General features: G+C 47.0%; 13 protein-coding genes. 6 read left to right on the top strand and 7 right to left on the bottom strand.

What is annotated here, in order from left to right:
• Positions 1-134: 134 nt before the first annotated feature.
• The 3 genes from H579_RS0106350 to thrH all read right to left on the bottom strand — a co-directional run bounded on the left by H579_RS0106350 (position 135) and on the right by thrH (position 3,163).
• Positions 135-779 carry a response regulator gene (locus H579_RS0106350; protein WP_028299986.1) on the bottom strand — a complete coding sequence of 215 codons (645 nt, stop codon included), beginning with the start codon at positions 777-779 and terminating at the stop codon, positions 135-137.
• The gene (locus H579_RS27675; RefSeq protein WP_169449693.1) at positions 776-2,194 is read right to left on the bottom strand and encodes a sensor histidine kinase; all 1,419 of its coding nucleotides are present in this window, start codon (positions 2,192-2,194) and stop codon (positions 776-778) included. Before H579_RS27675 ends, H579_RS0106350 begins: the two co-directional genes overlap by 4 nt.
• A 351-nt stretch (positions 2,195-2,545) precedes the next feature.
• Positions 2,546-3,163 carry a bifunctional phosphoserine phosphatase/homoserine phosphotransferase ThrH gene (gene thrH, locus H579_RS0106340; protein WP_028299985.1) on the bottom strand — a complete coding sequence of 206 codons (618 nt, stop codon included), beginning with the start codon at positions 3,161-3,163 and terminating at the stop codon, positions 2,546-2,548.
• 403 nt (positions 3,164-3,566) lie between these two features.
• Here thrH and H579_RS0106335 point away from each other — a divergent pair, with 403 nt between their 5' ends.
• Positions 3,567-4,298 (top strand): phosphoadenylyl-sulfate reductase, encoded by a 732-nt coding sequence (locus H579_RS0106335; protein ID WP_028299984.1) that lies wholly within the window; start codon positions 3,567-3,569, stop codon positions 4,296-4,298.
• A gap of 136 nt (positions 4,299-4,434) precedes the next feature.
• Here H579_RS0106335 and cysB read toward each other — a convergent pair whose 3' ends face one another.
• On the bottom strand, positions 4,435-5,412 hold the full coding sequence (gene cysB, locus H579_RS0106330) for an HTH-type transcriptional regulator CysB (protein WP_028299983.1): 978 nt from the start codon (positions 5,410-5,412) through the stop codon (positions 4,435-4,437).
• A gap of 215 nt (positions 5,413-5,627) precedes the next feature.
• Between cysB and H579_RS0106325 the strand changes: the two genes are divergently transcribed.
• Positions 5,628-6,410 carry a sulfite exporter TauE/SafE family protein gene (locus H579_RS0106325; protein ID WP_028299982.1) on the top strand — a complete coding sequence of 261 codons (783 nt, stop codon included), beginning with the start codon at positions 5,628-5,630 and terminating at the stop codon, positions 6,408-6,410.
• Positions 6,411-6,516: 106 nt separating this feature from the next.
• Here the strand turns inward: H579_RS0106325 and H579_RS0106320 are convergent, their stop codons facing one another.
• Complete coding sequence (locus H579_RS0106320; RefSeq protein WP_028299981.1) at positions 6,517-7,671, bottom strand: iron-containing alcohol dehydrogenase; 1,155 nt, start codon at positions 7,669-7,671, stop codon at positions 6,517-6,519.
• A 778-nt stretch (positions 7,672-8,449) separates the two neighbouring features.
• On the opposite strand from H579_RS0106320, the gene H579_RS0106315 reads away from it, so the two are divergent.
• Positions 8,450-8,833: a Rap1a family protein gene (locus H579_RS0106315; RefSeq protein WP_028299980.1), complete on the top strand. Its 384-nt coding sequence runs from the start codon at positions 8,450-8,452 to the stop codon at positions 8,831-8,833.
• Between the two features lie 144 nt (positions 8,834-8,977).
• On the opposite strand, the gene H579_RS0106310 is transcribed toward H579_RS0106315, so the two are convergent.
• A complete protein-coding gene (locus H579_RS0106310) occupies positions 8,978-9,763 on the bottom strand; it encodes a hypothetical protein (RefSeq protein WP_028299979.1) in 786 nt (261 codons plus the stop codon).
• A 257-nt stretch (positions 9,764-10,020) separates the two neighbouring features.
• A complete protein-coding gene (locus H579_RS0106305) occupies positions 10,021-11,019 on the bottom strand; it encodes a LysR family transcriptional regulator (protein WP_028299978.1) in 999 nt (332 codons plus the stop codon).
• A 129-nt stretch (positions 11,020-11,148) separates the two neighbouring features.
• On the opposite strand from H579_RS0106305, the gene H579_RS0106300 reads away from it, so the two are divergent.
• The 3 genes from H579_RS0106300 to H579_RS0106290 all read left to right on the top strand — a co-directional run bounded on the left by H579_RS0106300 (position 11,149) and on the right by H579_RS0106290 (position 13,588).
• Positions 11,149-11,754: an FMN-dependent NADH-azoreductase gene (locus H579_RS0106300; protein ID WP_028299977.1), complete on the top strand. Its 606-nt coding sequence runs from the start codon at positions 11,149-11,151 to the stop codon at positions 11,752-11,754.
• A gap of 276 nt (positions 11,755-12,030) precedes the next feature.
• Complete coding sequence (locus H579_RS0106295) at positions 12,031-12,312, top strand: peptidylprolyl isomerase (RefSeq protein ID WP_028299976.1); 282 nt, start codon at positions 12,031-12,033, stop codon at positions 12,310-12,312.
• A 352-nt stretch (positions 12,313-12,664) separates the two neighbouring features.
• Positions 12,665-13,588, top strand: coding sequence for a LysR family transcriptional regulator (locus H579_RS0106290; protein ID WP_028299975.1), 924 nt, complete (start codon positions 12,665-12,667; stop codon positions 13,586-13,588).
• Positions 13,589-13,603 lie beyond the last annotated feature (15 nt).

The following is a 13,603-nucleotide window of genomic DNA, read 5'->3' as shown; positions in this document are numbered from 1 at the left end:
CAAAGAGACAGTAATCTAGCGATTTGGCCTGTTGTGTGCAAGTCGGGGTTATCAATCTCTAAGATATCATAAAGCAGCCAATACACAGCAAAACCAACGGTTGCTCTATTTTTATCCTACAGCTTAAGCTCTCCTTAACTGATTCTGGGGCCGACCTTAATCAGACCCGTTTCAATCGCCAGATGCACGAGTTCCGCAATAGAATCAATATTCAACTTGCTCTTCAAAATAGCGGTATAGTTGGAGACGGTTTTACTGCTGATACACAGCTGCTCGGAGATCTCTTTGACATTATTACCCTGAGCCAGCATGACAAAGATCTCAAACTCCCGCTGAGTCATCTCTTTCAAACGCTTATCTTTCTGCTCTGGCCGTGTGACCGCCAGGCGCATAGCCAATTCATGTTCTACATATAACTGACCGTTAGACACTTTATTTACTGCTTCAATCAAAATCTCAGGGGTACAATTCTTCGTGATATAACCCTTAGCACCGGCTTCAAGAGCCTGAGTAACCACAGGTATTTCATCGTACATACTGAAAAACAGAATCTTGATATCAGGATTACGCTGCAAAATACGCCGTGTCGCTTCAATACCACTGATCCCCTTCATATTCACATCCATGATCACGACATCAGGCCGGTCAGACTGACACAGAGCACAGGCCTTATCGCCGTTTTCCGCTTCCAGCACCTCACAGGGTGCCAACATCGCTGACAGTAGACTGGCGTAACCCTGTCGAACTACAGCGTGGTCATCTGTTATTAAAATTTTCATACCACTTTCTCTGCGACGATACTTTCACTCATCTTATTTATCTCCCTATCTGTCTTACTTTTAACCCTGCCAGCTATTGTGGCCTTATCCTTGTCCTCAATCTGATTTTCAAAGATCGGTAATTGAAGTAATACCATGCTGCCTTGCTCCTCAATCTGATTAAAAACCAGCACCCCTTGCATACAAGCTGCACGTTCCTGCATGGAACGCAGCCCCAGGCCTGATAAACTATGATCACTTCTGCCCTTGCCATTATCAGCAACCTTCAGCATCAGTTTTTCCTGGTTGAGCACCAGATCAATATCCACCTGATCGGCCTCGGCATGTTGAACAATATTGTTCAGGGATTCCTGCACAATACGGTAGATATGGGTGTTGGTTTCATCGCAGAACTCAGGCAAAACATCAGGTAGATTCAGTTGCACCTGAATATCATGGGCCTGACGCCAGTTTTCCACTTGGGTGCGAATGGCATCTAACAGCCCCAGCTGTTCGAGAATCACCGGATGCAGCTCCCGAATCAGTTGACGGAAACTCACCTGCATGGCGTTACAGTGATCTACGATCTGGCCAGTCACTGTTTCCACTAGCTCAGGTATATGAGCGCTTTGTTTAACCAGATAGGCCTGAGCTCGAATGCCGGTCAGATACTGCCCCAGATCATCGTGTAACTCCCTGGCCAGATGAGCCCGCTCTGTTTCCTGGATGCGCATCAACTCATGGGTCAAGCGCTTGTTGTCACCTTCTGCTTCCTCCAAAGCATGGGCCATCGCATTAAAGTGTTGGGAAAGTTCGTTTAATTCGTGAATAGCATAGTGATCCAGGCGGGCGGTAAATTGTCCTTTCTCAATCTGGTTTAACCCTGCCAGAAAATCCGCAACAGGTTTAATGCCTTGTTTAACACCGATATAGATCGCCAGATTTGACAACAAGGTACTTAGCACAAATAACATCAGTACATGCTGGACAGACTCCCACACCTCTTCTAATTCATCACTGGGGTCAGCCTGAAGCTTTAACGCACGACCATCGGGAAGAAAACGGTAATACTGTTTCTCCTGCAGATCATCCAATCCTGGAATCAGCCCGACGAACCAGCCCGGCACCTCTTGATCTTCCTCATCTGCAGATGCAGCGTCATTGTTTGACTGGTTGCCCGACCTGGATTGATCCTCCTGATAAACCGTATCCACAACTTCCAGATGCACATGGCGGGTTTCACCATTCAGAATGCTGTTCAGCAGGGATTCGTCGGCAATCGCAACACTGAGTAGCTGATGAGTGAAACTGATACCCGCAGAAACCTCTCGGGTAATATCTTTAGTAGCCTGTTCCAGCATCTCCTGCAAAGTCACCACAAGAGCTAATACGAAAACAGCCGAGACAAGAAGGTTTAAACGAAGTACCGCATTCATAATATGACCTGCAATCATCTGTTTACTTTCTGCCAGGATCACTCGCCTAATTGAATGCGGCTGAAAACAAACTAAAAAATACCTGATCTAAGTATGCGGATAGAGCAAGAGCTTTAAAAACAGCACTATAGGAGCAAATAGGCTACGACTTCGGAACTAGGTAACAGCCGCAACTGGAATAGAGTTACGTTAATCACCTGAAAAGCGTCATATTATTGCACAAACAAAAAAGCCATCATTATTTCGCACTTTTGAAGAAAAGCCTCAAAGTGGCTGCGAAAAACGATGGCTTTTTCAGAGCTTAACTCAGTACCAACCAAACCTGCATTGAATGATGCACAGGCCAGTCGATTACTTAGTCAGATTACGGTTACTGGCACGCAGGAACTCGTCTTTCAGATCTTCGTAGCTGTGAACCGCTGGGAACTGAGGAAACTCTGCGATCACATTATCAGGGGCGTGGAACAGAATACCCTCTTCTGCCTGAGCCAGCATCGTAGTGTCACTGTAGGAGTCACCCGCTGCGATTACACGGTAGTTCAGCAGCTGGAATGCACGTACGGACTGACGCTTAGGATCACGCTGACGCAGAGTGTAGTCGGTAATACGACCCTCTTCGTCTACTTCCAGCTTGTGACACAGCAGCGTTGGGTAACCCAGTTGTTTCATCAGAGGAGCAGCGAATTCATAGAAAGTATCCGACAGGATCACCAGCTGGAAACGTTCACGCAACCACTCAACAAACTCTTTTGCACCTTCCAGAGGCTCCAGCTCAGCAATAACTGCCTGAATATCTGGCAGTTTCAGGCCATTTTCATCCAGAATACGCAGACGCTGCTTCATCAGCACATCGTAATCGGGAATATCACGCGTGGTTGCTTTCAGTTCTTCAATCCCGGTCTTTTCTGCAAATGCAATCCAGATTTCAGGAATTAAAACACCTTCAAGGTCAAGACATGCCAGTTCCACGAAATAGTCCTTCTACTTATTTAGTTAGGGTAAACAGCTCTGCACTCGCACCCCATCCAAAGTGCACTACCAGGCCTGTAGCCTTTAGTAGAATTAAAAGGCAAGAGCTTAAATTGATGGCAAGATTACCACAGTTATCTTAACAAGTCAGAGCACAAGTCAAAGGAATAGGCCTAAACCAAAGCAAGGCGTACAAAACCGCAAAGACACGCTAAAACAGAGACTTAAACAAACGGCTCAACCACTTCCCTAGACAACAGGAATAATCATAGAATCACTTTTTATTTATTTTTCTTATAAGTAGCTGATACCTTATAGCCAAAATCACATATATAACAGCTAACCGCAAATTCACCTTTGCTGACCGTATTGATGAGTTATAACCCGAATAATGGGAACCAAGATGAGCCAATTTAACGCCAACCAGTTTGCACTGGAATTTGACACCGAATCCCCCAAGAAAATTATCGAGCAAGCCCTGCAGCAGTTTGACAATATCGCCATCTCTTTCAGTGGTGCTGAAGATGTGGTACTGATCGAGCTGGCCTGTAAAGTGATCGATGATAAGAGCAAGCTGAAGGTTTTCTCGCTGGATACCGGTCGCCTGCATCCTGAGACCTACCGTTTTATCGACAAAGTACGCCAACACTATGGCATCACTATCGACATTATGACGCCAGAGCATGAAGCCCTGCAGAACTTCGTACGCGAAAAGGGGCTGTTCAGCTTCTTTGAAGACGGTCACCAGGAGTGCTGCGGTGTACGTAAGGTCGCGCCACTGCGTCGTAAACTGTCAACTCTGGATGCCTGGATCACAGGTCAGCGTAAAGATCAGAGCCCTGGCACCCGTAACAATGTACCGGTTGCCGAAAACGATACCGCATTTGGTAGCGAAGAGAGCCCACTGGTGAAGTTTAACCCGCTGGCGAACTGGAGCTCTGAGCAGGTCTGGGAATATATTCGTATGTTCGATGTGCCTTATAACGAACTGCACGAGAAAGGCTTTACCAGTATCGGTTGTGAACCCTGCACCCGTGCCGTACTGCCAAACCAACACGAGCGTGAAGGCCGCTGGTGGTGGGAAGAGTCCACCCATAAAGAGTGTGGTCTGCACGCGGGCAACCTGAACAAATAGTCGTCTTAAAGACTGTAAACGAAAAGGGACGTTAAGCCAGGCTTAACGTCCCTTTTCTGTCTTTCGATCTAAACAGTGTCACTGTGATGACTACCGCCTCACCCACATTCCAACTCACACCCACCCAGGCCTCAAATTAATAAACCGGCAGCTCGATATGGGCAAACAATGCATCCAGATCTGTTTTTGAACCCGATGCCAGCGCTTCATCAATCAGATCCCGATCCAGATGCGGTGCAAATCGGGTGACAAACTCATACATATAACCGCGCATAAAGGTGCCACGGCGAATACCAATCTTGGTAGTACTGGACTGAAACAGGTGGCTGGCATCCAGCGCAACCATATCTTTATCCACTTCCTCATCGTAGGCCATACGCGCCACAATACCGACGCCCATTCCCATGCGGACATAGGTTTTAATCACATCGGAGTCTGCGGCAGTAAACACCACTTTAGGCTTCAAACCTTTCTCACTAAAAGCTTCATCCAGCTTGGAACGCCCGGTAAAACCAAACACATAGGTTACGATCGGATGCTCAGCCACATGCTCCAGCGTTAAAGGAGCACGCACTTTTGTCAGAGGATGATCTTTAGGTACCAGCACACAACGGTTCCAGCGATAACACGGCAGCATAATCAGATCGCTAAACAGCTCCATCGCCTCAGTAGCAATCGCGAAGTCTGCCGCACCTTCTGAAACCATCTCTGAGATCTGCATCGGCGTACCCTGCTTCACATGCAGAGAAACATCAGGGTATTTACTGATAAAGTCTTTAATCACCCCTGGCAAAGCATAACGGGCCTGCGTATGAGTTGTCGCCAGCGTCAAACTACCAATACGATCGTCGCTGAACTCCTGAGCCACCTGCTTAATGTTCTCTACCGTGCGCAGAATTTGACCCGCCAGATCAATGACTTCCTGTCCTGCCGGGGTAATGCGTGTCAGATGCTTGCCACTGCGGGCAAAGATCTCAATTCCCAGCTCGTCTTCCAGCAAACGGATCTGCTTACTGATACCCGGCTGCGAGGTGTATAAACTCTGAGCGGTGGCCGACACATTCAAATCATGATGAGCAACTTCCCAGATATAACGCAGCTGTTGTAGCTTCATTCCGCCTTTCCTCTCGTAATTAACGGTTTCAGGAACCTCTGAAGAAGTCCTTTCTGCCCTCTGGTTTAGGCCAAAAAACTTTTTCAGTCATTCCTTAATTCTATTATGCCATAAAAATATAAATAAACATTACTTTTAAGAATATAGAAGACAAGATAGATTAGCTCGATTATCCACGAACACCTCGTGTATTTAGCTTCAACTATCGGGCTTATATGGATTTTTTACTTTATATACTTTCGGGAGCCGCTGTAGGCTTAGCGGTCGGCCTAACGGGCGTCGGTGGCGGCTCACTGATGACTCCTTTATTGCTGCTATTTGGTTTTCCGGCACATATCGCAATTGGTACAGACCTGCTCTATGCCGCCATTACGAAAGCCAGCGGCGTAATAGCTCACCAGAAACAGAAGACTGTTGACTGGAAAATCACAGGCACTCTGGCCTTGGGTAGTTTACCGGTGTCCATTGTTACCGTCTGGCTACTGGCAAACTATTTCCCATCACCGGAAAGCTATGCCAGCCTGCTGACCCATAGCTTGGGCGTCATGCTGATACTGACGGCCGGTGTGCTTTTGATGAAAGGCCGCATCCGCAAGCTGCATGACACCCAGGATGGCCCCGTACGCCTGTATCTGGAGAAACATAAATACCGTCTAACACTGATTATGGGCACATTATTGGGATTCTGCGTAACTGTATCCTCTGTCGGCGCCGGTGCTTTTGGCGCAGCTATCCTATTGACCTTGTTCCCAGCATTAAGTGCAATCCGTATTATCGGCACAGATCTGGCTCATGCAGTGCCATTAACATTGATTGCCGGTGCCGGACATATGTATCTGGGTAATGTGGACTATCAACTGCTGGGGGCACTGCTGATTGGCTCTCTGCCTGCAATCCATCTGGGCACCAAGCTAAGCTCCCGCCTGCCGAATAAGGTACTTCAGCCTATTTTATCCAGTATGTTGCTGGGTCTGGGCATCAAATACGCCTTTTTCTAAACGGCAAGCGACACAACCCTATACAGTACAGATAACGAAAATCCCCATAAGCAAAAACTTACGGGGATTTTTTTATTCGATTAAATCACTCAAAACTGCACCAATCTTACAAGCAACGGCGCAATACCTGAGCACTGACTTCAGGAGTTACATCACGATGCTCACCCAGCGCGACCATCTTGTGTTTTTCAAGTGCTTCAACTAATGCAGGAATATGCTGCTCCTCAACACCATAGTCGCTCAGACGGGTTTTAACCCCAAGGGACTCAAAGAACGCACGGGTCTGTTCAATAGCGGCATCAATACGCTCCTCTTCAGAACCTGAATCGATCCCCCAGACTTCTTTGCCATACTGCAGCAGCTTTTCATGCTTCTGTTCACGCTTCTCTGCCATCATTGACGGCAAAATCACCGCCAAGGTCTGACCGTGATCCATATTATGCAGGGCGGTCAACTCATGACCGATAAAATGAGTCGCCCAGTCATGAGGCACTGCCAGGCCGATCAAGCCATTCAGCGCCATCGTAGCAGACCACATAACATTGGCTCGTACTGTATAATTCTCAGGCTCAGATAGCGCTTTAGGGCCGTTATTCGCCAGTGTACGCAAAATACCTTCAGCAAAGCGATCCTGCAGATCGGCGCCCACCGGGAAGGTCAGATACTGTTCCATGGTATGCACATAAGCATCCACAATACCGTTGGCGACCTGCTTAGCAGGCAAGGAATAGGTCGTAGTAGGGTCCAGAATAGCAAACTGAGGAAATAGCTTGCGGCCATAAAACGCCAGTTTCTCCTGAGTTTCGTAGTTATCGATCACGCCATTCGGATTACTTTCCGAGCCCGTAGCAGGCAGCGTCAACACAACACCGATTGGCAGTGCATCACGAATACGCGCACCTTCCGTCAGGATCTTCCATGGATCATCATTAAAACAGGCAGAAGCAGCGATAAACTTAGTCGCATCACAGACCGAACCACCGCCTACGGCTAATAAAAAATCGAAACCTTCTGCTTTGATCTTCTCAACGGCCTTCATCGCAGTATGAAATCCAGGATTAGCCTCAATACCGCCAAACTCACCCCATTGATGCTCAGACAGGGCACTCGCTACCTGCTCATATACACCATTTTTTTTAATACTGCCGCCGCCGTAGATCAGCAGTACCTTTTTATCTTTAGGAATCTCTGAAGCCAGCTTAGCCATTTGACCTTCGCCAAAGATCAGCTTGGTAGGATTTTGGAAACTGAAATTGTACATAAATGACCCCATCTCTTACTCAATAGCTCTGAGCCACTCTTACAAGCATAGTGGCTGCACTGGCGCAGTGATTTAGCAGTGCTCTAATAAAAAGGGGCAATTTTACCATCGAATCCTGTTAATAAATGGCTTTATACATAAAAAAGATACAAAAATTTGTATTGAAAAATATTTTTCGAATCATAAAAAGTTCACTTTAGGTAACACTTTCCAGCATTCACCAATGTATGTCGCCAACTTTTCTTGGGAATAACCACCTTTTAGGCTGCGACGAAAAGGGGCGGAGTCAGCGCATTTGTCATATTTTACACACCCATTATCTCCCTGCTGTTAACAGCAACGGCCTATCATTATCAGCCTGGGGATATCTGTGTTAAACGAACCTTCAGGATCCTGACAAATTCACAACAATTCCTAGCAAAAAGACAAAAAAACCATGAAAATCAAACAACTAAAGTAAAGAAATATTATCCACATTTTCAGTGAACAATTCTGTGTATAATTCCTGAATAGAGGTTATCAGATAAGTAAATACAGGGCTTTCCGGCCGATCAGGTTAAATTGCTCAAGAATTCATCAGCTGATCTCAGGTAAGCCATTCGTCATCTCAATGCCGCAAATTGTTCCACAAAGTGACATAGGAATGCTTTGCTACTGTCAAAAACCCTGCCTAATGTATGCTTATGTTATTCGCACATGCAGCAAACCAAATTTATCGCCCCTGACAACCTTGCTCTTGATGAGCCAAGCAATGCTGGTTAAAGGATGAGGAACCGTTATGCCTTGGTTAAAGCCCGTCGCCACTGGGAAAAAGAAAATCGCTGGCCTGATATTCAGTATGGTCGTTGCGTTACAGCCCACCTCAGCTCTTGCAGAAGTTTTTTCTACAGAAAAACTACTGCACCAGTGTCAACCCTTATTGGAAGGCAGCCAATCTTTGATGGGCGCTTTTCAGTCAGGTCAGTGCAGTAGTTATATTCTGGGTATTTACGATCTGGTATCCGAGCAGTGCCCCAGGTTAGACGTGAACCGAAATGAAGTCGTACTAAAAACTTTAAGACACCTGCAAACGCTACCCCGTCATAAAACCCCTGCAGTACTTGCGATTGATCAGTTTTTGTCTCGTCAGGCCCGCTGTCTACCCGTTGCCAGCATTCACTAATGCATAAGCATTCGCATTCGGTATAGGCATAAAAAAAGAGGCAATAAATGCCTCTTTTTTTAAAGTCGATTAGATAAGCTAATCAGCAATAGAATAAAGCTCTGTGAGAGCTCAGCGTTAGACCTGTGAGCCTTATCTATAAGCCTAATCGTAAGGAATATCACCAAAGGCCCGATAAGTACGCATAAAGCCTGACGATAAACCTTCTGCCGCACGAGCAATACGGCCACGATCACCATTCAACAGAGCGAGCTTCAACTGATACAAGGCTACCTGCTCTTCAGAGATCGCTTGTTTCAACTCAACCAGTCGATCATCACTGAAGTTGTAAAATGCCTGGTCGAACTGAGCACGACTGACTTGATGACGAATTTTCTCCCAACGAGGCCAAACCTGGGCCCAATGTTTCTGGATAGTTCGCACATCTTTAAGCGTCATCTGCGCCTCTGTTTTTCCTTTGCCTGCCTGTACAATAGCGTCCATATGCACGTGATAACCGTGCAGCTGATCCAGGAAGTAATCAGTAATGCCGTTCCGCTCACGCAACCCCTGCAGCGTCACACGCACGCCTTCCAGCTCTTTATGAGCTTGAATCAGATCCCCACCTAAAACATGCTGATCTGCGGCTTCAATCATACGACCTGCTGCGGCAACAAAGTGCTGCCACTGTGGATCGACCTCAGATGAGCTATAAACTGAGCTAAACTGCTGCCACTGGCGTTTCAGTTCATGCATCGCTTGTTCCGATGCCACAAAGTTGCCTTGAGAAGTATAATGAAGAGCAGGAATATACTCAAAATCCAGCTTAACAGTAGCTTTCAAAAGCGCCTGATGATCAGAGGCAAAAACCTGCGTACTGGCCAGCACCTGCAAAACCATTGCGGTTTGAAGAGTCCGACGAACCACAGATCCTATTCGCTGCAGTACCATTGTATACTCCTTAATCTATCCATTTTACATCCCCAAACAAAAAACGCTCTCAGTGACACATGATGGACTCAGCCCCTCCTTCTGGAGGATGAAAGCATCGTTTATAGCGAACTTTTCGTTTCAGTGCTTTAAGCATTATAGCTGAGGCTAATATCGAGATATACGGCAAATCACCATAAATAACAGGCAAGTATAAAAACCAGCTCTGCTATTATCTCGCGGCAATGATCTACCACCCAACCACCACACATATCACCTCACGCCTGTGCTATTTGCCCCTCCTGGAGCAAAATTTCATACAAACGTCGCCCTCCCGGGCCTAATAAATCGGGATTGGGCACCACCAGATTAACACCAACATAACGCTCCGACGAATAGCTGATATCAATCACTACAAATTCGCCACTGGCAATCTCATCTACTATCTCATGGCGAGGCAACCAACAGAAACCCAGTCCTCGCTTCAGGATCTGTTTGGCACGCTCAAAACTATCTACGGTCCAACGCTGTTCAGCTCTTAACCACCCCCGGTTGTTGTCGGGCTTTTGACCGCTATCTTTAATGACGATCTGAAGTTGGTTCATCAACTCCTGCACCGTCACTTTATGACTCGGTTGACTCTGTTGTCGATCTGCCACGGCACCGAGATAGATCTCATCCGAGCTTTTCCCTTCGATCTGCTCTTCTCTTAAGGGTTGCAAACTTAAACGCGAATCCAGAGCCAGCTCATGGCTTTTATGCACCACCATCACAAACTCAATCTGCCCCAGCGTTTCACCGGTATGCCCCTTAGGCACAGTGCCCGCAACGGCCAGATCAGCACTCTGTGCCAGAATATGTTCATCAGTACCGGTTAACACACTATCGATAATACGAATACGGGTTCCCCGGCTCTCGGGATAAAAGCTCGCCAGCGCTTTAAATAACAAATCTCTGGGATAAATAGCCTCGACTGCCAGGGTCAGTTGTGGCTCCCAGCCCATATCGATATTCTCAGCCAGCTTTTCTAACTCACTGGCGGTCTCAGTCAGTACCCGGGAACGACGCAATAACGCCTCACCCGCTTCCGTTAAAAACGCTTTGCGCCCTTTCACTTCCAGCAGCTGCACACCTAGCTGGCTCTCCATCTTTTTTACCGCATGGTTGAGCGATGATTGACTGCGAAACAGCGCCTCTGCCGCTTGAGCATAACCCCCATGATCCACTACAGCCTGAAGAATACGCCACTGCTCCAACGTTGTTTTATGCCCTGCCATATCAGCCTACTCTCTCAAACCATTCTATTTTTTAGAAAAAATAGCACGATTAAATGCAATTTTCTTTCTTTTTTATCTCTATAAACTAGCCATTAATCGCACAACGCAATGAGTTTTGAGGAAAGAACAATGGCTAAACTATTAGTAATCAACTCCAGTCCAAAACGTGAGCAATCCATCACCCGCAACCTGACCAATGCTTTTACAGAGAAATGGCAGAGCGACAATCCAGAGGGTGAAGTAATCTACCGTGATGTAGGCATCAACCCGCCACCACACCTGACTGAAGAAACCATTGGTGCCTTTTACACACCAGCAGACCAACGCTCAGAAGCTCAAAATGCAGCGGTTAAGGTTTCCGATGAACTGATTGCTGAACTGAGAGCAGCGGATGCAATCGTTATTGGCTCACCGATGCACAACTTCAGCATCACCTCAGGCCTGAAAACCTGGATTGATCAGGTAGCCCGTGTGGGAGAAACATTCGCCTATACCGAAAATGGCCCACAAGGTCTGCTGAAGGATCGCCCGGTTTATGTCCTGAGCGCCAGTGGTGGTGACTATCGAGAGCACACACCGATTGCTTTCCTGAACCACCAGAACACCTACCTGAAAGTGGCACTGAATTTTATCGGTCTGCAGGATATCCGTCAGGTAGAAGCGGCGGGGGTTGCCAAAGGTGAAGAAGCAGTGAATGAAGCTCATGCCGCACTGAACGAACTGATCAGCGCCTGATTTCGTCAGTACACTCACTGAAGCCCTCCCATATAAACAGCATGCATTCTGAACCAACCATCCCCTGATTTGGTCAGATAACGGCAAGATTTGTCACTGTGCCGCCTGCTCCGGCGGCACAGTTTTTTCTCTGCATCTCGACCACAGGATCACCTTGCCACTCCCTTTTATACCTATGCTGTGTATAATGCCGCCTCGATTTAAATGCGGTAAACGCTATAGCCAAATAAATTCTCTATATTTACTGCCTTTGTCACATGAAAGAGGACCCACACCATGGCCACTGCCTGCGCACGACATATTCTGGTTAAAACCCGTGAAGAAGCGGAACGCCTGAAGAAAAAACTGGCCGTAGGTGCTGACTTTGCCAAACTGGCCCGTCAACATTCCCAGTGTCCATCGGGTAAAAAAGGGGGTGACCTTGGTGAATTTCGTCGTGGAGCTATGGTGCGTCAGTTTGATAACGTTGTGTTTACTAAGCCTATTCTGACAGTACACGGCCCGGTAAAAACCAAATTCGGTTTCCATTTGATCGAAACCATTTACCGTAACGACTAACTTTTTCTCCTAATATTTTTTCTCCGCCAACCATTGCTTGTTTTAGCCCCCGAAAGCACTGGCTCAGCAACAGCTCACCGGCACAGTCAATGCTAAAGCCATAAGTAAGTCTAATTAAAGGCACTGACTTATGGCGCAGGCACTCAGCAGTATTTTTACATCACAAGCGAGCACTAATACAAATACCCTCAATAAGTAGGCATACAGTACTTTTCCCTGCATAAAGCCCGTATTTTCCGGCCGCTTCGGCCGGAAAATATCGGAATATTTATGTTCGGGTGCTTACCATCCGCTAAAAATGATTAGCTTGAGTAGGAAATATACCTCAACTCTCAGAACATGGACTCCTATTTTGAATATCAGAAATAAAGACCTTAATCTGCTGCTGCTATTTCATGTGTTGTATCAGGAGCAGAGTGTATCTGCGGCCGCCGAGCGTATGGCTCTGAGTCAGCCTGCAATCAGCCATAGGCTTAACAAACTGAGAGATGAGCTGGGTGATGAGCTGTTTGTCCGTGTCTCACGAGGGTTAACGCCCACGCCAAGGGCTCATGAACTGGCTCCTATCGTCAGCAATCTACTGGCAGGTATTCGAGGCTTTTATGATCAGTGTGAAGGAGATAATTTTCTCAATCGCTCAGATCGTTTTCAGATCTTCTCCACCGACTATATTGAGTCTCTATTACTGCCTAAACTGATTCCCATCATTCGTGAGCAAGCTCCCAAAGTACAGTTGGTGACTCGTAATTTACAGGGACCATTGCCTAAAGCAGAGATGGAGCGGGGGCAGTGTGATCTGGCGATTGCAGGCTATTTTGGTGAGATTCCCGATGGTTTCTATCAGCAAACCCTGTATCAGGATGAGTTTGTCGTGCTGGCTTGTAAGGACAACCCTTTTACCAAGGGCAGCCTGACACTGGAAAACTATCTGGCTTGCGATCACTTGATGATCACTTTTTCAGGCGACCTGAGTAGCAGTATCGATCAGAAACTGGCTGCCATGAATCAAACCCGAAAAGTGATTGCCGGTTTGACCAGCTTTCACTCGCCAGCGTTGGTGATTCCCGGGACCCAAACTCTACTGACCTGCCTGCGTTCTGTGGCAGAGCAGGCCATACGTATCAATCCTGATCTGGAGCACCACCCCTGCCCTCTGGAGCTGGAAACAGTGCATATGCAGCAGGTTTGGCACCAACGCAGCCATGAAGATCCATTACGACGTTGGCTCAGGGAGCAAATCAGTCAGTTATTAGTAACGGAAACAGGCCCTGCTTAAAATACAGTATCTGGC

The organism is Oceanospirillum beijerinckii DSM 7166 (assembly GCF_000422425.1).
Lineage (GTDB): Bacteria > Pseudomonadota > Gammaproteobacteria > Pseudomonadales > Halomonadaceae > Oceanospirillum > Oceanospirillum beijerinckii.
Note: the sequence above shows the minus strand (reverse complement) of the source record. Positions and strands in the feature narration are given on the sequence as shown.